The sequence below is a fragment of the Azospirillum brasilense genome, from assembly GCF_001315015.1.
GTDB classification, from domain to species: Bacteria; Pseudomonadota; Alphaproteobacteria; order Azospirillales; family Azospirillaceae; genus Azospirillum; species Azospirillum brasilense.
On sequence record NZ_CP012914.1, the window covers coordinates 873,611 to 893,644 of the forward strand.

The 20,034-nt window shown below is 69.2% G+C and carries 14 protein-coding genes and 1 other RNA gene; 3 read left to right on the plus strand and 12 right to left on the minus strand.

The annotated features are described in order from the left end of the window. Positions 1 to 8 precede the first annotated feature (8 nt). From AMK58_RS03945 to AMK58_RS03995, 11 genes are all read right to left on the minus strand, one after another. A complete protein-coding gene (locus tag AMK58_RS03945; protein WP_035675378.1) occupies positions 9 to 1,505 on the minus strand; it encodes a UDP-N-acetylmuramoylalanyl-D-glutamyl-2,6-diaminopimelate--D-alanyl-D-alanine ligase in 1,497 nt (498 codons plus the stop codon). Beyond that, complete coding sequence (locus AMK58_RS03950) at positions 1,502 to 2,971, minus strand: UDP-N-acetylmuramoyl-L-alanyl-D-glutamate--2,6-diaminopimelate ligase (RefSeq protein ID WP_236778170.1); 1,470 nt, start codon at positions 2,969 to 2,971, stop codon at positions 1,502 to 1,504. The genes AMK58_RS03945 and AMK58_RS03950 overlap by 4 nt, the downstream gene beginning before the upstream one ends. Next, positions 2,934 to 4,739: a peptidoglycan D,D-transpeptidase FtsI family protein gene (locus tag AMK58_RS03955; RefSeq protein WP_035675376.1), complete on the minus strand. Its 1,806-nt coding sequence runs from the start codon at positions 4,737 to 4,739 to the stop codon at positions 2,934 to 2,936. Before AMK58_RS03955 ends, AMK58_RS03950 begins: the two co-directional genes overlap by 38 nt. Further along, the gene (gene ftsL, locus AMK58_RS03960) at positions 4,736 to 5,461 is read right to left on the minus strand and encodes a cell division protein FtsL (protein WP_035675375.1); all 726 of its coding nucleotides are present in this window, start codon (positions 5,459 to 5,461) and stop codon (positions 4,736 to 4,738) included. The genes AMK58_RS03955 and ftsL overlap by 4 nt, the downstream gene beginning before the upstream one ends. After that, positions 5,458 to 6,456: a 16S rRNA (cytosine(1402)-N(4))-methyltransferase RsmH gene (gene rsmH, locus AMK58_RS03965; protein ID WP_035675374.1), complete on the minus strand. Its 999-nt coding sequence runs from the start codon at positions 6,454 to 6,456 to the stop codon at positions 5,458 to 5,460. The genes ftsL and rsmH overlap by 4 nt, the downstream gene beginning before the upstream one ends. Further along, positions 6,453 to 6,950, minus strand: coding sequence for a division/cell wall cluster transcriptional repressor MraZ (locus tag AMK58_RS03970; protein WP_014241212.1), 498 nt, complete (start codon positions 6,948 to 6,950; stop codon positions 6,453 to 6,455). The genes rsmH and AMK58_RS03970 overlap by 4 nt, the downstream gene beginning before the upstream one ends. A 553-nt stretch (positions 6,951 to 7,503) precedes the next feature. Then, positions 7,504 to 7,921: RNase P RNA component class A (gene rnpB / locus AMK58_RS03975), an RNA gene on the minus strand. A gap of 62 nt (positions 7,922 to 7,983) precedes the next feature. Continuing rightward, positions 7,984 to 8,694 carry an N-acetylmuramoyl-L-alanine amidase gene (locus AMK58_RS03980; RefSeq protein WP_035675373.1) on the minus strand — a complete coding sequence of 237 codons (711 nt, stop codon included), beginning with the start codon at positions 8,692 to 8,694 and terminating at the stop codon, positions 7,984 to 7,986. Positions 8,695 to 8,716: 22 nt separating this feature from the next. Beyond that, positions 8,717 to 9,595 (minus strand): DMT family transporter, encoded by an 879-nt coding sequence (locus AMK58_RS03985; protein WP_035675372.1) that lies wholly within the window; start codon positions 9,593 to 9,595, stop codon positions 8,717 to 8,719. Further along, the gene (locus AMK58_RS03990; RefSeq protein ID WP_014241208.1) at positions 9,592 to 11,418 is read right to left on the minus strand and encodes an ATP-binding cassette domain-containing protein; all 1,827 of its coding nucleotides are present in this window, start codon (positions 11,416 to 11,418) and stop codon (positions 9,592 to 9,594) included. Before AMK58_RS03990 ends, AMK58_RS03985 begins: the two co-directional genes overlap by 4 nt. A 119-nt stretch (positions 11,419 to 11,537) precedes the next feature. Beyond that, positions 11,538 to 12,275: a TerB family tellurite resistance protein gene (locus AMK58_RS03995; RefSeq protein WP_035675371.1), complete on the minus strand. Its 738-nt coding sequence runs from the start codon at positions 12,273 to 12,275 to the stop codon at positions 11,538 to 11,540. 335 nt (positions 12,276 to 12,610) lie between these two features. Here AMK58_RS03995 and AMK58_RS04000 point away from each other — a divergent pair, with 335 nt between their 5' ends. The 3 genes from AMK58_RS04000 to AMK58_RS04010 all read left to right on the plus strand — a co-directional run bounded on the left by AMK58_RS04000 (position 12,611) and on the right by AMK58_RS04010 (position 18,554). After that, the gene (locus AMK58_RS04000; RefSeq protein ID WP_035675370.1) at positions 12,611 to 13,165 is read left to right on the plus strand and encodes a GNAT family N-acetyltransferase; all 555 of its coding nucleotides are present in this window, start codon (positions 12,611 to 12,613) and stop codon (positions 13,163 to 13,165) included. 110 nt (positions 13,166 to 13,275) lie between these two features. Further along, on the plus strand, positions 13,276 to 16,884 hold the full coding sequence (locus AMK58_RS04005) for a hydantoinase B/oxoprolinase family protein (RefSeq protein ID WP_035675368.1): 3,609 nt from the start codon (positions 13,276 to 13,278) through the stop codon (positions 16,882 to 16,884). 266 nt (positions 16,885 to 17,150) lie between these two features. After that, the gene (locus tag AMK58_RS04010) at positions 17,151 to 18,554 is read left to right on the plus strand and encodes an FAD-linked oxidase C-terminal domain-containing protein (RefSeq protein WP_035675367.1); all 1,404 of its coding nucleotides are present in this window, start codon (positions 17,151 to 17,153) and stop codon (positions 18,552 to 18,554) included. 289 nt (positions 18,555 to 18,843) lie between these two features. Here the strand turns inward: AMK58_RS04010 and AMK58_RS04015 are convergent, their stop codons facing one another. Continuing rightward, on the minus strand, positions 18,844 to 19,725 hold the full coding sequence (locus AMK58_RS04015) for an NAD(P)-dependent oxidoreductase (protein WP_035675366.1): 882 nt from the start codon (positions 19,723 to 19,725) through the stop codon (positions 18,844 to 18,846). Positions 19,726 to 20,034: the final 309 nt, after the last annotated feature.

Sequence of the window (20,034 nt, forward strand, 5' to 3'; positions counted from 1 at the left end):
TGAAGCGGTCAGCCTTTGTGCCCGTGCGCCGCGGTCTGATCCGTGTCAGCCGCGGGCGAGGAGCCGTTGTTGTTCTTTTCGGTTTGTTTGCTGTCTTTGATGTCCAGGGCGGACAGGGCGTCCACCACCGTCGCCATGCGGCTGCCCAGCGACCCCTTGATCAGCACCACGTCGCCGCCGCGCACCGCACCGGCCAGGAGGGGGGCCAACTCGGCGCTGGTTTCCGTCCAGGCGCCGCGCAGGGCGGCAGGCAGGCGGTCGAACAGGGCGCGCATGTGCGGGCCGCAGGCGTAGACCGCGTCCACACGCGCGGCGCGCAGCGGTTCGGCCAGCGCGGCGTGCAGGGTGTCGGCGCGGTCGCCCAGCTCCCGCATGTCGCCCAGCACGGCGAGGCGCCGGCCGCCGGCCCCGGGGTCGATCTTGCCGAGCACGGCGAAGGTCGCGGTCATGGCGGCGGGGCTGGCGTTGTAGCTCTCGTCGATCAGGGTGAAGGCGCCTCGCGCGGCCTGGACGCGCTTGCGCGTACCGCGGCCCTTGACCGGCGCGATGGTGGACAGGGCGCGGGCCGCCGCGGCGACGTCGGCGCCCAGCGCCTTCACCGCCAACAGCACGGCGAGGCTGTTCATCACCCAATGCCGGCCGGGCAGGGCCAGGCAATACTGGATGCGCTCGCCCCGGATGACCGCGGTCACGGCGCTGCAGGTTGCGTGCAGCGAGCAGTCCACCAGACGCGCGTCGGCGTCGGCGTGAGAGCCGAAGCTCCAGATGCGGCTCAGCCCCTGGGTGCGTGCGGCGGCGAGCAGACGGGCGAAATGCGGGTTGTCGCGGTTCAGTACAGCGACGCCGTTGGGGTTCATGCCCTCGAAGATCTCGGCCTTGGCGTCGGCGATCGCCTCGACGGAGTCGAAGAACTCCAGATGCGCCGCCTCGACCGTGGTGATGATTGCGACGTCGGGCATGACCTGCCGCGACAGCGGGCCGAGCTCGCCTGCGTGGTTCATGCCCAGCTCGAACACGCCGAACTCGCTGTCCTCCGGCATGCGGGCCAGCGACAGGGGCACGCCCCAATGGTTGTTCAGGCTGCCTTCGGTGGCGAAGGTGCGGCCCTGCGCCGACAGGACGTGGCGCAGCGCCTCCTTGGTGCTGGTCTTGCCGACCGAGCCGGTGACGCCCACCACCCTGGCCTGGGTGCGCAGCCGCGCCACGTGGCCGAGATCGCCCAGCGCCGCCAGCGTGTCCTGCTCCACCGCCAGAAGGGAGGCGTCGCCCGGCACGCCGGGGGGCACGGTGCTGACCAGCGCCGCGGCGGCGCCGGCCTCCAGCGCCTTGGCGACGAAGTCATGCCCGTCGAAGTTCGGCCCCTTGATGGCGACGAACAGGTCGCCCGGCGCCACCTTGCGGCTGTCGATGCTGACCCCGGTCGCCGCCCAGGAGCGCGTCGCCTGGCCGCTGGTGGCGGCGGCGGCGTCCTCGGCGGTCCACAGGACGGTCTTGGCCTCGCTCATGCTGCTCCAACCTCCGCCACGGCGGCTCGTGCCTCGGTCGCGTCGTCGAAGGGAAGGACCTCCGTCCCGACGATCTGACCATGCTCATGTCCCTTGCCGGCGATGACCAGGACGTCACCGGGCCGGAGGCTGCGGACGGCGGCGCGGATGGCCTCGCGCCGGTCGCCGATCTCCTCCAGGGCCGGATGGCCCGCCAGGACCTCCTTGCGGATGGCCGCCGGCACTTCGGTGCGCGGGTTGTCGTCGGTGACGATGGCGCGGTCGGCCAGACGGCCGGCCAGCTCCCCCATCACCGGCCGCTTCCCGCGGTCGCGGTCGCCGCCGCACCCGAACACCGCGATCAGGCGGTTCCGGGCGTGCTGCTTCAGCGCCACCAGCACCGTTTCCAGCGCGTCGGGCGTGTGGGCGAAATCGACATAGACCGCCGCCCCGCAGGGGTGGGTGGCGACGTGCTGCAGGCGTCCCGGCACGCCGTCCAGGCGGGTCAGGGTGGCCAGAGCCTCGTCACGGTCCGCGCCGGAGCCGATCACCAGGCCGAGCGCGCACAGCACGTTCCACGCCTGGAAGCGGCCCGCCAGCGGCAGGTCCACGGTGATGTCGCGGCCCAGGACCGTCAGGTCCAGGCGCTGGCCGTGGGCCAGCGGCTCGACCCCGTTCACCCGGATCTCGCGACCGGCCAGACCGTATCCGAAGACGCGGTGACCGCGCTGTGAACAAATCCCGGCAAGCTCGGCGAAGGTGCCGCTGTCGGCGTTCAGGACGGCGGTTCCCCCATCAGGCAACACCCGTCCGAACAGCATCGCCTTGGCCTGGAGGTAGGCCTCCATCGTGCCGTGGTAATCCAGATGGTCGCGGGTGAGGTTGGTGAAGCCCGCGGCCTTGAGGACGACGCCGTCGAGTCGGAACTGCTCCAGCCCATGGCTGGACGCCTCCATCGCCAGATGCTCGATCCCCTTGTCCTTGACGGCGGCGAGGTCACGGTGGAGCGACACCGGGTCCGGCGTCGTCATCCCGCCGTAATCGTCCAGCCCCGGCCCGATCAGCCCGAGCGTGCCCAGGCTGGCCGCCTTCAGGCCCATCAGGTCCCACATCTGGCGGGCGAACTGCACGGTGGAGGTCTTGCCGTTGGTCCCCGTCACGGCGACCACGGTGTCCGGCTGCCGCCCGTGGAAGGCGGCGGCGAGGCGTGCGAAGAGGCGGCGCGGCTGCTCGTCCGCGACCAGAGTCGCGGCGCTGCCGGCGGGCAGGGCGGTCCCGATGGGCGCCACCACCGCGACGGCGCCCTTGGCGAGCGCATCGGCGATGAAGGCGCGCCCGTCCGCCTTCGCACCCGGCAGGGCGGCAAAGACGAAACCGGGCCTGACCGCGCGGCTGTCCGCGGTCAGCCCGGTCACTTCGACGGCGGGTGCCTCGGTGGCGGACGCCGTGTCAGCGCGGCTTGTTGCCAGCAGGTGGGACAGAAGCAACGGTGCTGCCTTTCGGTTGCGCGGGCGGAGGCGGCGGTGCGGGCGGGGTCGTCTGACCGGCGGTGTTGATGTAGGTGGCGTTGATGACCTCGGGGGAAGCCTCGTCCACCGGCTGGACGCCCAGCAGCGGGCCGATCTGCTTCACGATCCGGCCGACCGCGGGAGCGGCGACCCAGCCGCCGGTGGCGAAGCCGTAGGTCTTCTTGGTGCCCTTCGGCTCGTCCACCAGGACATAGACGATGTAGCGGGGATCGTGCATCGGGAAGGCGCCGAGGAACGACGACATGCGGGAGTTCCGCGCGTAGCTCCGGCCCTTCTGCTTCTCCGCCGTGCCGGTCTTGCCGCCGACGACGTAGCCCTTGGCGTTGGCCGACTTCGCCGTGCCGTCGGTGACCACGAAGCGGAACAGGCGGCGCATCATCGCCGAGGTCTTCGGGCTGATGACCTGCTCGCCGGGGATCTCGACCGCGGGGTCGCGCTTCAGCAGGGTCGGCGGGTGCAGCACGCCGCCGTTGATGATCGAGGCCGCCGCATTGACCGTGTGCATCGGGCTGACCGACATGCCGTGGCCGAAGGAGATGGTCATGGTGTTGACCTCCCGCCACGGATTCGGCACCAGCGGCCAGCCGTTCTCGGGCAGCTCCAGCGAGGTCGGGCGGGTCATGCCCAGCTTGGTCATGAAGGACTTCTGATGCTGCACGCCCAGAGACATGGCCATGCGCACCGACCCGAGGTTGGACGATTCCTGGAACACCTCCGCCACCGTCAGGTTGTGGCGGAAGGGATGGTATTCACGGATCGTGAAACGGCCCACCTTGATGTTGTTGATCGTGTCGAAGGTGTCGGAGACGCGGATCTTGCCCGAATCCAGCGACATCGCCGTGTTGAAGATCTTGAAGGTGGAGCCCATCTCGTACACGCCGAGCGTCGCGCGGTTGAACAGCGTGTCCGGGTCAAGTCCCGTGGGGTTGTGCGGGTCGAAATCGGGCAGCGAGACCATCGACATGACTTCGCCGTTGCGGACATCATAGATGATGCCGGTGGCGCCGATGGCGCTGAACTCCTCGATCGTCGTCTGCAATTCCTTCTTCATGATGTGCTGAAGGCGCAGGTCGATCGACAGTTGCAGCGGCTTCGGGTCGGTGGTCAGGCGCTTGTTGAACTGCTGCTCCAGCCCGGCGAGGCCGTTGTTGTCCACGCCGGTGAAGCCGACCAGATGCGAGGTCAGGTTCGAGGCCGGGTAGAAGCGGCGCTCCTCCCGTTCGAAATAGACGCCGGGCAGGCCCAGCCGGAACACCGCCGCCTGCTGTTTGGGCGTCAGGTTGCGCTTGATCCAGACGAACCGCTTGTCGCCGCTGAGCTTGGTCAGCAGGTCCTTGTAGTCCAGCTCCGGCAGGGCGGTGGTCAGCTTGCGCGCCACCTCGTCGGGGCGGCTCACCAGTTTCGGGTCGGCATAGAGCGACTGTGTGGCGAGCGAGGTCGCCAGCAGGTTGCCGTTGCGGTCCACGATGTCGGCGCGGTTGACCGGCGGGGCGTCGACCTCCGCGGCCATGCGCGGGCGCGGTTCCGCCGCGTGGTTGAACAGCGTCGCGTCCACCAGCTTCACGCCGATGGCGGAGAAGACCACGGCGACCATGGCCGCGGTCACCATCAACCGGTTCCGGCTCTGCTCCAGCGCGACCGACAGCGACGTCCGCGGCTTGGAAGCCGGGGGCGGAACGCTGTAGGCGCCGTGCGCGGGATCGACGCCGGGCGGCGGAACGCTCATCGGTTGGCTCCGAGACGGGCGACGAGAAGACCGATGCTGTCATGCTGGGCCGGCGCGGCCGGCGGCGGGGCGGCCTGGAAGCCGGCCTGCTGCGGCTGCGGACGGGCCGCGGGCGGCGCCAGCGTCCGGGAGGTGACCGGCGGCTTGGTGGCGACTTCCGTCGGCCTGGTCGTCACCACCGGTGCTGGGGCGGACTTGGCGGCCGAAGGAAGCGGCGGGACCTTGGCCGAGGCGGGCACGATGGCCGAGGGCTTGATCGGGGCCGGCTTGATCGGCGAGGCCGAGGCCGGGATCACCACGCCACCCTGAATGCCACCCTGAACGATGGCGCCGGCGCCCACGACGCTGTCCCCGGTCGAGGCCGTCGCCACGTTCGGCACCTTGCCCGGCGTCTGGTTGCGGACCATCGGCGGCAGCGGGGCTTCCTCCGGCGCGACGGTGGGGGAGGGGCGCATCGGGACGATGTTCATCGCCACGAACTGGCGCGCCTCGGTCGGCTGCAGCGCCAGATGCTCGCGCGACAGATTCTCGAGGCGGGTCGGGTCGTTGAGGAAGCTCCATTCGGCCTTGAGGACCTGGATGGCCTCCTGCTCCACCATGATCTTGCGGTTGAGCGAGCCCAGCTTTTCCTCCAGCTCCTGAACCTCGTAGCTGGTCTCGAACAGGACGAAGCCGGCGGCGGCGATCAGGCCACCCCAGAAAAGTGCGGATTTGTATTTCATGCCGCCTCCTTGCCGGGCGCCGGATAGGCCGGCGCCGCCGTGCGTTCAGCCGCGCGCAGCCGGGCAGAGCGCGCGCGTGGGTTGCTGTGGGCTTCCTGGTCCGTCGGCACGATGGGCTTGCGCGACAGGAGCCGGAAGGATGGGGAACGCGCGTCCGCCGCAAGGCTCGGCGCGTGTCGGGACGGGGAGGGCGGGGGCGAGGAGCGTTCCTTCAGGAACGTCTTCACTTCCCGGTCCTCCAGCGAATGGAAGGAGACGACGGCGAGGCGGCCGCCGGGCTTCAGCAGCGATTCGGCGGCGGCGAGGCCGCGGCGCAGCTCGCCCAGCTCGTCGTTCACATGGATGCGCAGCGCCTGGAAGGTGCGGGTCGCCGGGTCGATGGCGTCGCCCTTCCCCTTCGGCACCACCGACCGTACCACGTCGGCCAGCTGCTTGGTGCGCGCGAACGGGGTGTCCAGACGCGCGGCGACGATGGCGCGGGCCACGCGGCGGGCCATGCGCTCCTCGCCGTAATGGAAGACGATGTCGGCCAGCTCGGCTTCGGTGGCGGTGTTCACCACGTCGGCGGCGGTCGGCCCATCGCGTCCCATCCGCATGTCGAGCGGGCCATCGAATCGGAAGGAGAAGCCGCGCTCCGGCTCGTCGATCTGCGGGGAGGAGACGCCGATGTCCAGCGCCACGCCGTCCACCGATTCGACGCCGTGCTCGGCGAGCAGCCGGTCCATGTCGCCGAATCGGCCTTCGACGATCTCCAGCCGGCCCGGATAGGCGAGGGCGAGCTTACGGCCGCGTTCGATGGCTTCGGGATCGCGGTCGATTCCCCAGACGCGGCAGTCGGCCCGGTCGAGAATCGCGCGGGCATAGCCGCCGGCGCCGAAGGTGCCGTCCACATAGACGCCGCCGTCGCGCGGGGAGAGCGCGTCCACGACCTCGTTCAGCAGGACGGAAATGTGCGGGGAGGCCGGGGCGGCGGAGGTGGGAGCGGGGGTGATCATGCGCCCTCCCCTGCCCGGCCGGCGGCGGCGCGGGACGCCTTGGCGACGATCTGGCTCAGCGAAATGTCCTTGCGCACGACCTGGTCGCGCAGCGTCTGTTCATGGGCCTTCAGGGCGCCGGGCTCCCAGATCTGGAAGGTCTTGCGGCGGCCGATGAAGGCGGCTTCCTCATCGATTCCAGCGAATTCGGCGAGTTCCTTGGGCAGGACGATCCGGCCTTCGGTGTCCAGCGAGACGGGGATCAGCTTGCCGAAGATGAAGGTCTCGATCATGTCGCGCTCGTCCGAATCCAGATCGGGGGATTCCAAGCTTTCGGAAAGCACGTCGAGATAATCCTGATCGGCGCCTTCCAGCGCCTGATGATTCAGCGAAGGCCAGAGATAGACGGTACCGGGAGCCGACGTCTTGGCAAGCGACTGCCGGAACTGCGCCGGGATGGAGCAGCGGCCTTTCCTGTCAACTTTGTTGACGTATGTGGACAGGAAAATGGCCATCGGCCTGACGAACGCCCCCCTTATCCCGTTGCCGGTCTTCGCCGTCGCGAAGCCCTATCCGCTCTTGCCGCTGAACGCGCCCGGTTTGGCTACCTTGGTTGGGTAGTTCCCCCTCCGAACTGGGCTTTCATGGGATAGCATGGGACAGTTTGGGCGTCAACGCCCCCTCCAGTATTCATATGGTGCTGTCAAGACTTTTGGGGCGATGTGTTGCCAGCGTGCAAATAGGTGAACCGAATCGGCGAGAATCGGCAATATACCAGCGCGCTAATGAGCGATTACGCGGCGTTGCCCCACAGAGTTCGCAGGATGTTCCGTGAGTCCCGCGAATGGTTCCCACCATGTGGCTTTCCATAAAGGCGAATCGCACCCTACGAATGGTATAGCCTGCTGGGGTAACCTGCTGTGGTGAGGCATGGGACGGCATGGGAATTTGCCCCACAGTTATCCACCGGCTGTGGATGAAGCTGGGGACATCTGTGGACAAGGGGACGCCATCCCAGTCCCGCGCTGCGGAAAAGGGGTGGTCCGTTGTCCGGAGGTGGTGGGGATAAACGCCAGATGGCCTGTAAGCCGGGTTTTGTCCTCAGGTTACCCTGATGGATGGCCATTCATCTGGGACGCCGGTTGCCCGGCGCCTCACGCAACCAACCCGGGCGGCGGCGCGGAAACGCGCTTGGCCCCAGACCATCCCAACCGATCAAGGATCAGGGGAGATGGCGGGCCGTGCCGCCCCTATTCGGTCTTGCTCCCGGTGGGGTTTACCGTGCCGCCCCTGTTGCCAGGCGCGCGGTGCGCTCTTACCGCACCCTTTCACCCTTACCGCCGGCACGAGGCCGGTGGCGGTTTGCTCTCTGTGGCACTTTCCCTAGGGTCGCCCCCGCCGGCCGTTAGCCGGCACCGTGTTTCCGTGGAGCCCGGACTTTCCTCCCCCGATCCAAAAGGTCGAAGGCGGCCATCCGGCCATCTGGCGCGGCACTGTGTATAGGGTCGCCGTTCGATTCGCAACGGTGTTCAGGGGCGATTCGGATTCTCAGCGCCCGGTCATCCGCAGGAGCGCGCGCAGGCGGCGCAGCGTTTCGGGATTGGGCTCCCCCGTCAGGCGCTCGGGGTGGAAATGGCGCTGGAAGGACAGCAGGACCCGCGATTCGGCGGTGTCGTACCCATAGCGTCCCAGAAGCGCCGCCACATCCTCTGCGGATTCCGCCGAGTCGAGCGGCGAATCGTCCGCCGGAGTGGGCTGGGGCCACAGCCCGATTCCGCGCGCGGCCAGCCCTGGCCAGTCGAACAGCTCGCCGGGGTCCTCCTTGCGGGACGGGGCGATGTCGCTGTGGCCGATCACATCGGCCGGCGCGATTCCATGCCGGCCCATGATGTCCAGGCAGAGATCGGCCACGGCGGCCATCTGGACGGTGGGGAAGGGGCGGTAGCCGAACTCGTGCCCCGGATTGACGATCTCGATTCCGATGGAGCGGCTGTTGACGTCGGCCCGGCCCCGCCAGGAGGACAGGCCGGCGTGCCAGGCGCGCCGGTCCTCCGGCACATGGGCGTAGACGGTGCCGTCCTCGTCCACCGTGTAGTGGGCGCTGACCTGGGCGGTGGGCTCGCACAGCCGGGTCAGCGCCGACTCGGCGGTGGGCATCCCCGTGTAATGGAGAATCAGCAGCTCCACCCCCACCCCCTCGGGCCGCGGCCCGTGGTTGGGGGAGGGGCGGTCAATGCATCCGGTGCCCGTGCGCGTCATGGTGTCCTCGGGTCGGGCTTCCTCAGGTCGGATTCGTCACCTTCTCCGCCAACGTCGTCGGGCGCCGCTTCACGATGACGGCCATGCCGCCCACGGTCAACAGCCCGCCCAGGACCAGACGGAGCGTGAAGGGGTCGTCCATCAGCAGAACGCCCGCCAGAACGCCGAAAACCGGAACGGTCAGCAGGAAGGGCATGGTCTGGTTGACCGAGTATTTGCGCAGCAGCGGGTACCACATCCCATAGGCGCCGATGGTCACGCCCACCGCCATGTAGGCGATGGCGCCCCAGCCCCACAGGGTGGCGTCGGTGAGCGCGGCCATCTGCCCCTCCTCGAACAGGATGGAGAGCAGCAGCAGCTGCGGGGCGGCGAACAGCGCCATCCAGCCGTTCAGCGCGAAGCCGTCCACCCCGACGATCAGCTTCATCTGGATGCTGGCCACGGCGAAGGCAAAGCTGGCGCCCAGGATCATGAACAGCGGCACCAGCGACCCGGACAGCCGCGGCTCGCCCGCGATCACCGCGACGCCCGCGAAGGCCGCGGCCATGCCGGCGGCGCGGCGCCAGCCCAGCTTGTCCTTGAAGACCAGCGCGGCCAGCAGGGAGGAGAAGGGCACCTGGGCCTGCGCGGCCAGCGATGCGGTGGCCGCGTCGATGCCGTTCAACCCGGTGAACATCAGCGGGAAATGCACGGTCCCCAGCGTCACCGACAGGATCGCGATGGGGCGCACCGCGCTCCAGGGAATCCGCTTGAAGGGCAGGATCAGCGCGGCCACCGCGAGGAAGCGCAGCGCCATGATGAACAGCGGCGGGAATTCCGCCAGACCCCATTTGGCGACGACGAAGTTCAGGCCCCAGGTCGCCATGACCAGGAGCGCCAGCAGCGAGTCGCGCAGACTCATCCGCGGCCGCCTTCCAGCTCCTCGCGCAGGGCCTCCAGCTCCAGCCAGCGCTCCTCGGCGGCGGCCAGCTCGTTTTGTTTCGCCTGCAACTGATCGGACGTCTTCTGGAACTTGGCGGCGTCGCGGGCGAACAGGTCGGGATCGGCCAGCGCCGCTTCGAGCTTCGCCACCTCGGCGGTCAGCTTGTCCATGCGGGCGGGCAGGTCGTCCAGCTCCCGCTGGTCCTTGTAGCTGAGCTTGCCCTTCGGCTTGGCGGCCGCCGGGGCGGCGGCGGGCTTCGCCTTGGCCGGGGCGGCGGCCTTCTCCTTGGGCGGCGGGCGCTGCACCAGATAGTCGGAATAGCCGCCGGGATACTCGGCGATCACGCCGTCCCCCTCCACCGCGATGGTGCTGGTGACCAGCCGGTCGAGGAAGTCGCGGTCGTGGCTGACCAGCAGCAGCGTGCCCTGATAATCGCCGAGCACATCCTCCAGCAGGTCGAGCGTGTCCATGTCGAGGTCGTTGGTCGGCTCGTCGAGGATCATCATGTTGCTCGGCCGCGCGAACAGGCGGGCAAGCAGCAGCCGGTTGCGCTCACCGCCGGACAGCGCCTTGACCGGGCTGTCGAGCTGGCGCGTGTCGAACAGGAAGTCGCGCATGTAGCCGGCGACGTGGCGCGGCTGGCCGTTGACCATCACGCTGTCGCCGCCGAACGGGCAGAGCACCTTGCGGATGGTGTCCTCCGGGTCCAGCCCGTCGCGCCGCTGGTCGAAATAGGCGGTTTCCATGTTGGTGCCCAGCCGGACCGTGCCCTCGTCGGGCTCCATCTGGCCGGTCAGCATCTTCAGCAGCGTGGTCTTGCCGGCGCCGTTCGGCCCGATCAGCCCGACCCGGTCGCCGCGCAGGATGCGGGTGGAGAAGTCGTTGACGATGGTCTTGCGGCCGTCCGCCGTGTCGAAGCCCTTGGAGATGCGCTCGGCCTCGATGACGAGGCGCCCGCCGCGCTCGGCCTCGGCGACGGCGAGCTTGGCCTGCTGGCCGCCCTTGATTCGCTCGGCGCGGTCGGTGCGGAGCTGGAGCAGGGCGCGCACGCGGCCCATGTTGCGGGTGCGCCGGGCGGAGATGCCCTCGCGCAGCCACTTCATCTCGCCTTCGATCTTGCGGTCGAGCTTCTGGGCGGCGATCTCCTCCGATTCGAAGACCTCGGCCTGCCAGGTCTCGAACTCGGCGAAGCCGCGGTCGGTGGCGCGCACCGTGCCGCGGTCCAGCCACAGCGTGCGCTTGGCCAGCCGGTTCAGGAAGCTGCGGTCGTGCGAGATCAGCAGCAGACCGCCGCGGTAGGCCAGCAGCTCCTCCTCCAGCCACTCGATGGTGGGAAGGTCGAGATGGTTGGTCGGCTCGTCGAGCAGCATCACGTCGGGGGCGCCGACCAGCGTGCGGGCCAGCGCCGTGCGCCGCGCCTCGCCGCCCGACAGCGTGTTGGGGTCGAGATGGCCGGGCACCTGGAGCCGGTCCAGCACGGCGTCCACCCGGTGCGTCTCGTCCCGCTCGTCGGCGGGCAGGCCGGCGGCGACGTAGTCGTGGACCGTGGCGCAGCCGGTGAAGTCCGGCTCCTGCGGCAGATAGGCGATGCGGGCGCCCGGCTGGGTGAAGACGGTGCCGCCGTCCGGCTGGATCATGCCGGCCAGCACCTTCATCAGCGTCGATTTGCCGGACCCGTTCCGCCCGACCAGGCAGGCCTTGTCGCCCCGTCCGATGGACAGGTCGATGGTTTCGAACAGCGGACGGCCACCGAAGGTGACGGACACGCCCTGGAGCGCGGTGATCGGAGCGGGAGGAGCCATGACCCAACGGTACGGTGTGCGGAGGTGTGCTTATATAGCGTGCGGTCCGCAGGCTCGCGACACCCGATTGCGCCGGGGCGGGGATGCGTCGGCCGGGAAGGAAGGCGCGACGCCTGGCTTTAGCCGCGCGCGCGCTCCTTCTCGATCCGGTCGAAGGCGGCGTTGATGGCGGCGATCTTCTGCGTCGCCAGATCCACGAACTCCTGCGGCATGCCCTGGGCGATCAGCACGTCCGGGTGATGCTCGCGCACCAGACGGCGGTGGGCGGCCTTGATCGCCTCGTCGCCGGCGCGGCGGGAGACGCCGAGCACGCCGTAGGGATCGGTCTCGTTCGGCGTGCCGGCGATGTGGTGGCCGGCGACGATGCGCTCGAACTCCTCGTCGGTGAAGCCGAAGATGTGGGCGACGGTGCGCAGATACTCGACTTCGGTCTCGTGCAACTCGTCGTCGGCCTCGGCGATGGCCAGCAGGCTGTCGAGCAACTCCTCCAGCACGGCGCGGCGGTCCTCGAACAGGCCGGCGATCTGCTGGGCGTATTCCTCGAAGCCGTGGGTGTCCTTGCGGGCGAGGTCGAAGACGTGGCCCACCGTGTCCAGCTCCTCCGGCGGGACGCGGAACAGGCGCTTGAAGGTATCCACCTCAACCCGCTTCACCACGCCGTCGGCGCGGGCCATCTTCGCCGACAGGGCGATCACACCGATGGTGAAAGCGATGGACTTGGTCCCATCCGCCGGGCCGCACAGGCCGCGGATGCCGCGCCCCACCGCGTAGCCGGCGGCAAGACCGATCAGGCCCCCGATCGGGCCGCCAATGGTGAAACCGGCCGCCCCGCCCAGGACGCTGCCCCAGATGCTCATTTTTATCCGCCTTTCGACCGCTGGATCAGCATACCGGCAGTCCGACACCGCGCCAACCAGTCCATACTTTTTCGTTGTTTCCCAAAATCTTCGCGCGCCGCGCCCTTTTCATCCGTTGGGGGTATGGGATTTTCCGGCGAGGCGGGATGTTGCTGCGCTGCAACAGAGTCGTGCCGTAGAGTCGTGCCGTCATCGCCAGGGGCCTTGCCCTTGGTTCCCGTCTTCTCCATGTTGCGCCGCAACAAAAGAGGGCGGCCGGTTCAGGCCGTCGACGGGGGAAGCGGACGACGCGAAGCGGTGCGATGTCCCGAATCACCAGCGCCACGAGTCCCCCCATGTCCGCCATCCGCAAGCTTCTCCCCGCCGAACGCGGCCAATACCGCGCGCATCTGCTGCGGCTGGACAAGGCGGACCGCTACGCCCGCTTCACCGGCACCGTCTCCGACGCAGTCATCGCTCAGCGTTGCGAATCGCTCGACTGGACGCGGACCACGCTGCTCGGCCTGTTCGACCGCGGCACGCTGCGCGGCGCGGTGGAGCTGTGCTTCGACCGGCTGCTGTGGCCCGGCGCGGCGGAACTGGCGATCAGCGTCGAGAAGGGGTTTCAGGGGCGGGGCGTCGGCTCCACCCTGGTCCGCCGCTCGCTGTCCATCGCCGCCAACCGGGGCATCCGGCAGGTCCACCTGATGTGCCTGTCCGACAACACCCGCATGCGCGCCCTGTCGCGCCGCTTCGGCGGAACGATGGAGCGCGACGGCGGGGAGTTCGCCATCACCATCGACCTGCCGCGTCCCTCGCAATTCTCGCTGGCGCTGGAGGCGTTTGAGGACGGAGCGGGTGCGGTGAACGCCGTGCTGGACGGGTTGCCCGCGCTGCTCAAGGCGGCCTGACCGGACGGGCAGGAGGAGGGGGCGCATCCCACCCTTTCGTGCACCCCGTCTTGACCGGCGGCGGCGTATGGTCACACTCCCCGTAAAGCCAAGACATCAGGGAGTGGGATATGGCGCCCCAACAGCCGGGCCGGTGGCAATTCTGGATCGACCGCGGCGGCACCTTCACCGACATCGTGGCCAAACGCCCGGACGGGTCGGTGGTCACGCACAAGCTGCTGTCGGAGAATCCGGAACGCTACCGCGACGCCGCCATCCAGGGCATCCGCGACCTGCTGGGCCTCGCCGCCGGCCAGCCGATTCCGGCGGAGGCGGTCGAGGCGGTGAAGATGGGCACCACCGTCGCCACCAACGCGCTTCTGGAGCGCAAGGGCGAGCGCACGCTGCTGCTGATCACCGAGGGGTTGGGCGACCAGCTCCGCATCGGCTACCAGGCCCGCCCGAAGATCTTCGCCCGCCACATCGTGTTGCCCGAGCTGCTGTATGAGCGGGTGGCCGAGGTGCCGGAGCGGGTCAAGGCCGACGGCACGGTGCTGAAGGCCGTGGACCTGCGCGCCGTGCGGGTCCAGCTGGAGCAGGCCTACCAGGACGGCTTCCGTGCCGCCGCGGTGGTTCTGATGCACGGTTACCGCTTTCCGGATCATGAGAAGCAGGTGGCGGCGCTGGCCCGCTCCATCGGCTTCACCCAGGTCTCGGTCAGCCATCAAGTCAGCCCGCTGATGAAGATCGTCGGGCGCGGCGACACCACCGTCGTGGACGCCTATCTGTCGCCGATCCTGCGCCGCTATGTCGAGCAGGTGGCGGGCGAGCTGAACGGCGTGCGGCTGATGTTCATGCAGTCGAACGGCGGGCTGACCGACGCGCGCTGGTTCCAGGGAAAGGACGCCATCCTCTCCGGCCCGGCGGGCGGCATCGTCGGCGCCGTGCGCACCGCGCGCATGGCCGGCTTCGACCGGGTCATCGGCTTCGACATGGGCGGCACCTCCACCGACGTGTCGCACTACGCCGGGGAGTATGAGCGGGCCTTCGACACGGTGGTGGCGGGGGTGCGGATGCGCGCCCCGATGATGCACATCCACACCGTGGCGGCGGGCGGCGGCTCGGTCTGCTTCTTCGACGGGGCGCGCTTCCGCGTCGGGCCGGAGAGCGCCGGCGCCAACCCCGGCCCGGCCTGCTACCGCCGCGGCGGGCCGCTGACCGTGACCGACTGCAACGTGATGGTCGGCAAGCTGCATCCCGACTTCTTCCCGCACGTCTTCGGGCCGGAGGCCGACCAGCCGCTCGACGCTGCCATCGTGCGCGAGAAGTTCGCCGATCTGGCCGAGGAGGTGAACGAGGCGCTGGGCACCGAGATGACCCCGCATCAGGTGGCCGAGGGCTTCCTGAAGATCGCCGTGGACAACATGGCGAACGCCATCAAGAAGATCTCGGTCCAGCGCGGCTACGACGTCACCCAATACACGCTGAACGGCTTCGGCGGGGCGGCGGGGCAGCATGTCTGTCTGGTCGCCGACGCGCTGGGCATGCGGAAGGTCTTCCTGCACCCGCACGCCGGCGTGCTGTCCGCCTACGGCATCGGCCTCGCCGACACGGTGGCGATCCGCGAGCGCGCGGTGGAGGCCCGGCTCGACGACGCCCTGGTGGACGAGCTGACCGCCACGCTCGCCGCGCTGGAGGCCGAGGGGCGCATGGAGCTGGCCCGCCAGGGCGTGCCGGAGGACCGTCTCGCCGTCCTGCGCAAGGCGCACATCAAGGTGGAGGGCTCCGACAGCCCGCTGGTCGTCGATTTCGGGCCGCTCGACGCCATGGCCGCCGCCTTCGAGGCGGCGCACCGCCAGCGCTACGGCTTCATGATGGAGGGCAAGGCCCTGGTGGTCGAGGCCGTGTCGGTGGAGGCGGTGGGCCGCACCGAGAGCGCCGACGACCAGGACCTGCCCAGCGTCACCGGCGCGCTGCCTCGCCGCCTCGCCACCGTCACCCTGCACACCGGCGGCGCCGACCGCGAGGCGCCGGTCTACGACCGCGACCAGCTCCAGCCCGGCAACCGCGTGACCGGCCCCGCCGTCATCAAGGAGAAGATCGCCACGACGGTGGTCGAGCCCGGCTGGATCGCCGAGGTCACGCGCAAGAACCACCTCGTGCTGACCCGCTTCGAGGAGCTGCCGCAGCGCCTCGCCATCGGCACCAAGGCCGACCCGGTGATGCTGGAGGTCTTCAACAACCTCTTCATGTCCATCGCCGAGCAGATGGGCTTCACGTTGGAGAAGACCGCCTATTCGGTGAACATCAAGGAGCGGCTGGACTTCTCCTGCGCCCTGTTCGACGCGGACGGCGGGCTGATCGCCAACGCCCCGCACATGCCGGTGCACCTCGGCTCCATGGGCGAGAGCGTGCGCGCCATCGTCGAGCGGCGCCACGGGGAGATGAACCCTGGCGACGTCTACATGCTGAACGACCCCTATCACGGGGGCACGCATCTGCCGGACATCACCGTCATCACCCCGGTCTTCGACGAGGCCGGCGAGCGGGTGCTGTTCTATGTGGCTTCGCGCGGGCATCACGCCGACGTCGGCGGGATCACCCCCGGCTCGATGCCGCCGGACAGCACGACCATCGACCAGGAGGGCGTCCTCCTCGACAACATCCAGCTCGTCGAGCGGGGCCGCTTCCTGGAGGAGGAGGTCGTCGCCCTCTTCACCGCCGGGCCGCAGCCGGCGCGCAACGTGGCGCAGAACCTGGGCGACCTGAAGGCCCAGATCGCCGCCAACGAGCAGGGCGCGCGCGAGTTGCGCCGCATCGTCGCCCAGTTCGGGCTGGAGACAGTCAACGCCTACATGAAGCTGGTCCAGGACAACGCCGAGGAGCAGGTCCGCCGCGTCATCGACGTGCTGACCGACGGCGAGTTCGTGCAGGAGCTGGACAACGGCGCGGTCATCAAGGTCCGCATCACCATCGACAAGGACGAGCGGTCGGCGCGGGTGGACTTCACCGGCACCAGCCCGCAGCTCACCAGCAACTTCAACGCCCCGACGGCGGTGTGCCGGGCGGCGGTGCTCTACGTCTTCCGCACGCTGGTGGACGACGAGATCCCGATGAACGAGGGCTGCCTGAAGCCCATCGAAATCGTCATTCCGCCGGGCACCATGCTGTCGCCGAGCTACCCCGCCGCGGTGGTGGCCGGCAATGTGGAGACCAGCCAGTGCGTCACCGACGCGCTGTACGGCGCGCTCGGCGTGCTGGCCTCGGCCCAGGGGACGATGAACAACACGACCTTCGGCAACGAGCGCTACCAGTATTACGAGACGGTCTGCGGCGGCTCCGGCGCCGGTCCCGGCTTCGACGGGACGGACGCAGTGCACACCCACATGACCAACTCGCGCCTGACCGACCCGGAGGTGCTGGAATGGCGCTTCCCGGTGCTGCTGGACAGCTTCCGCATCCGCCGCGAATCGGGCGGGGCGGGGCGCTGGCGCGGCGGCGACGGGGTGGTGCGGCGCCTGAAGTTCCTGGAGCCGATGACCGCCGCCATCCTGTCCAACCACCGCCGGGTTCCCCCCTTCGGCCTGAAGGGCGGCGCCCCCGGCCAGATCGGCCGCACCTGGGTCCAGCGCACCGACGGCTCGGTGGAGGAACTCGGTCCCCAGGACAAGACGGCCATGGGGGAGGGCGATGTGCTGGTCGTCGAGACCCCGGGCGGCGGCGGCTACGAGGAGGCGTAACGGCGCCAATTCCCTCTCCCCTCCGGGGAGAGGGTCAGGGTGAGGGGGTTGTGCATGGCGTAGGTCCGGCAAAAGCTCAACCCCCTCACCCTCCCCACGCCTGTGGCGCGGGTCCCCTCCCTCTCCCCGGAGGGGCGAGGGCGATACAAGGCAAGCCCCCCACCCATGCGCGCGAGTCGCTTGTCTGCGCGGGCGGCGGGGCTTAGCTTCTCCGGTCCTACCACCGCACGGCATCGTGCCAAAAGGACCCCCGGGGAGATTCGTCCATGACCGCCGTACCCGCCGCCCAGCCTCGCGTCGCCTTCACCGACGAGATGAAGGCCGAGTTCAAGGCCCTGCTTGGGGACCGCTTCACCACCGCCGCGGCGGTGCGCGAGCATCACGGCAAGGACGAGTCCTACCACCCCAACTTCCCGCCCGACGGCGTCGCCTTCGCCGCCTCCACCGAGGAGGTCAGCGCCATCGTCAAACTCTGCGCGAAGCACAAGCTGCCGATCATCCCCTTCGGCACCGGCACCTCGCTGGAGGGCGGCGTCGCGGCGCTGGCCGGCGGCGTCTGCATCGACGTCTCGAACATGAAGGAGGTTCTGCGGGTCAGCCCGGAGGACCTCGACGTCACCGTCCAGGCCGGCGTGACCCGCAAGCAGCTCAACGAGCATCTGCGCGACACCGGCCTGTTCTTCCCCATCGATCCCGGCGCCGACGCCTCGCTGGGCGGTATGGCCTCCACGCGCGCCAGCGGCACCAACGCCGTGCGCTACGGCACCATGCGCGAGAACGTGCTGGGGCTGACCGTGGTGCTGGCCGACGGCCGGATCATCAAGACCGGCGGGCGCGCCCGCAAGTCCGCCGCCGGCTATGACCTGACCCGCCTGTTCGTCGGTGCTGAAGGCACGCTCGGCATCATCACCGAGGTGACGCTGCGCCTTTACGGCATTCCGGAGGCGATCTCGGCGGCGGTCTGCCCGTTCAACGACATCCGCGGCGCCGTGGACACGGTGATCCAGACCATCCAGTCCGGCATCCCGGTCGCCCGCATCGAGCTGCTGGACGAGGTCCAGATGGACGCGGTGAACAAGTATTCCAAACTGGACTACAAGGTCGCCCCGACCCTGTTCTTCGAGTTCCACGGCACCGCCGCCGGCGTGAAGGAGCAGGCGGAGATGGTCGCGGCCATCGCCGCGGAGTTCGGCGGCAGCGAATTCACCTGGGCGACCCGTCCGGAGGACCGTTCCAAGCTCTGGCAGGCCCGCCACGACGGCTATTACGCGGCGCTGGCGCTGCGCCCCGGTTCCAAGGGCTGGCCGACCGACGTCTGCGTGCCGATCTCGCGGCTGGCCGACTGCATCCTGGAGACGAAGAAGGACATCGCCGAATCCTCGATGCTGGCCCCGCTGGTCGGCCATGTCGGCGACGGCAACTTCCACCTCGTCTACGTCATCGACCCCGACAAGCCGGAGGAACTGGCCGAGGCCAAGCGCCTGAATGACCGCATGGTCGACCGGGCGCTCGCCATGGGCGGCACCTGCACCGGCGAGCACGGCATCGGCTATGGCAAGATGGAGTTCCTGGAGAAGGAAGCCGGTGACGCCTTCGCGGTGATGGGCGAGCTGAAGCGCGCCTTCGACCCGGAGAACCGGATGAACCCCGGCAAGGTCGTCCGGGTGTAAAGTCGGGGCGGGGCGGGTGTACCGCGGCGCTCTCGCTTGACGAGGTGCGCCGCGCGGTTGCCTGATAAGATCGACACGGATTTCACGGATTTGGACACGGATTTCACGGATTTGGACACGGATTTCACGGATTTGGACACGGATTTCACGGGCTCTTCGATCCGGCTGCGTCTCAAACGCACCAAGCCGAACGGTTCCGTGAAATCCGGTTTCGATCCGTGAAATCCGTGTCGATATTTGCCCGCGTGTCCCGCGCGTCGCGTTCAAGCGAGCGCCCCGTCCTCTCCGCTCAGCGCGTCAGGCGCGTCATCAGGCTGGAGGTGTCCAGCCGGTTGCCGCCCATCCCCTGCACCTCGGCGTAGAACTGGTCCACCAGGGCGGTGACGGGCAGGCTGGCGCCGTTGTTGCGGGCCTCGCCCAGGACGATGCCCAGGTCCTTGCGCATCCAGTCCACGGCGAAGCCGAAGTCGAACTTGCCGTCCAGCATGGTCTTGGCGCGGTTGTCCATCTGCCAGGACTGCGCCGCCCCCTTTCCGATCACGTCCACGACCTTGTGGCCATCCAGCCCGGCCTTCTGGGCGAAGGCCATGCCCTCGGCCAGACCCTGCAGCAGGCCGGCGATGCAGATCTGGTTGACCATCTTGGTCAGCTGACCGGCGCCCGCCGGCCCCATGTGGGTGACGGAGCGGCCGTAGCAGGCCATCAGCGGCTGGGCGCGGGCGAAGGCGTCGGCGTCGCCGCCCACCATCACGGTCAGCACCCCGTTCTCCGCCCCGGCCTGCCCGCCGGACACCGGCGCGTCGAGGAAGAACAGGCCGCGCTCGCGGGCCAGCTCGGCCATCTCACGCGCGACGGTGGCGGAGACGGTGGAATGGTCGGCGACGATGGTGCCGGGCTTCATGGCGGTCATCGCCTCGCCGGCCACCGCCCGCACGTCGTCGTCGCCGCCGACGCACAGGAAGACCAGCTCGGCCTCGCGGGCGGCCTCGGCCGGGGTGGCGGCGCTGGCGCCGCCGAAGCGGGCGGTCCAGGCGTCGGCCTTGGCGGCGGTGCGGTTGAAGACGGTCACCCGGTGGCCGCCCCGGACGGCCAGATGGCCGGCCATGGGAAAGCCCATCGTGCCAAGCCCCAGAAAGGCGACGGAGCGGGAATCGGTCGCGGTGTCGGCCATGGTCCTGTCTTTCTTTGCTGTATCGGCTGCGGATCGTTTTTGTCGGCGTGTGCCCTTGTGCCGCCAAGCTAGGCCCGCTGCGCGTCCCGATCAAACGCCGTGCGCCGAGTGCCGCGCGATTGAAGAGCGCCGCAGCCCTTCCCCCATCCGGCATCCCCAGGCAGCGGCACTCTGCCGCGGGAGGCATGACTCTTTCGAACGAGGTTGTCTTGCCGCGCCCTTGCTACCGGCGCGTGATGTGTTAAGACGTAAATGCCGGGTTTGCAGCGCAGCACCCGGCCATGCCGGCGCAACGGCGCCGGTGAACCA

Excerpts from the sequence above, each read along its gene's own strand:
- AMK58_RS03945 (WP_035675378.1), bottom strand. The coding sequence starts at position 1,505 with ATGAGCGAGGCCAAGACCGTCCTGTGGACCGCCGAGGACGCCGCCGCC.
- AMK58_RS03955 (WP_035675376.1), bottom strand. The coding sequence starts at position 4,739 with ATGAGCGTTCCGCCGCCCGGCGTCGATCCCGCGCACGGCGCCTACAGC.
- ftsL (WP_035675375.1), bottom strand. The coding sequence starts at position 5,461 with ATGAAATACAAATCCGCACTTTTCTGGGGTGGCCTGATCGCCGCCGCC.
- rsmH (WP_035675374.1), bottom strand. The coding sequence starts at position 6,456 with ATGATCACCCCCGCTCCCACCTCCGCCGCCCCGGCCTCCCCGCACATT.
- AMK58_RS03970 (WP_014241212.1), bottom strand. The coding sequence starts at position 6,950 with ATGGCCATTTTCCTGTCCACATACGTCAACAAAGTTGACAGGAAAGGC.
- AMK58_RS03980 (WP_035675373.1), bottom strand. The coding sequence starts at position 8,694 with ATGACGCGCACGGGCACCGGATGCATTGACCGCCCCTCCCCCAACCAC.
- AMK58_RS03985 (WP_035675372.1), bottom strand. The coding sequence starts at position 9,595 with ATGAGTCTGCGCGACTCGCTGCTGGCGCTCCTGGTCATGGCGACCTGG.
- AMK58_RS03990 (WP_014241208.1), bottom strand. The coding sequence starts at position 11,418 with ATGGCTCCTCCCGCTCCGATCACCGCGCTCCAGGGCGTGTCCGTCACC.
- AMK58_RS03995 (WP_035675371.1), bottom strand. The coding sequence starts at position 12,275 with ATGAGCATCTGGGGCAGCGTCCTGGGCGGGGCGGCCGGTTTCACCATT.
- AMK58_RS04000 (WP_035675370.1), top strand. The coding sequence starts at position 12,611 with ATGTCCGCCATCCGCAAGCTTCTCCCCGCCGAACGCGGCCAATACCGC.
- AMK58_RS04005 (WP_035675368.1), top strand. The coding sequence starts at position 13,276 with ATGGCGCCCCAACAGCCGGGCCGGTGGCAATTCTGGATCGACCGCGGC.
- AMK58_RS04010 (WP_035675367.1), top strand. The coding sequence starts at position 17,151 with ATGACCGCCGTACCCGCCGCCCAGCCTCGCGTCGCCTTCACCGACGAG.
- AMK58_RS04015 (WP_035675366.1), bottom strand. The coding sequence starts at position 19,725 with ATGGCCGACACCGCGACCGATTCCCGCTCCGTCGCCTTTCTGGGGCTT.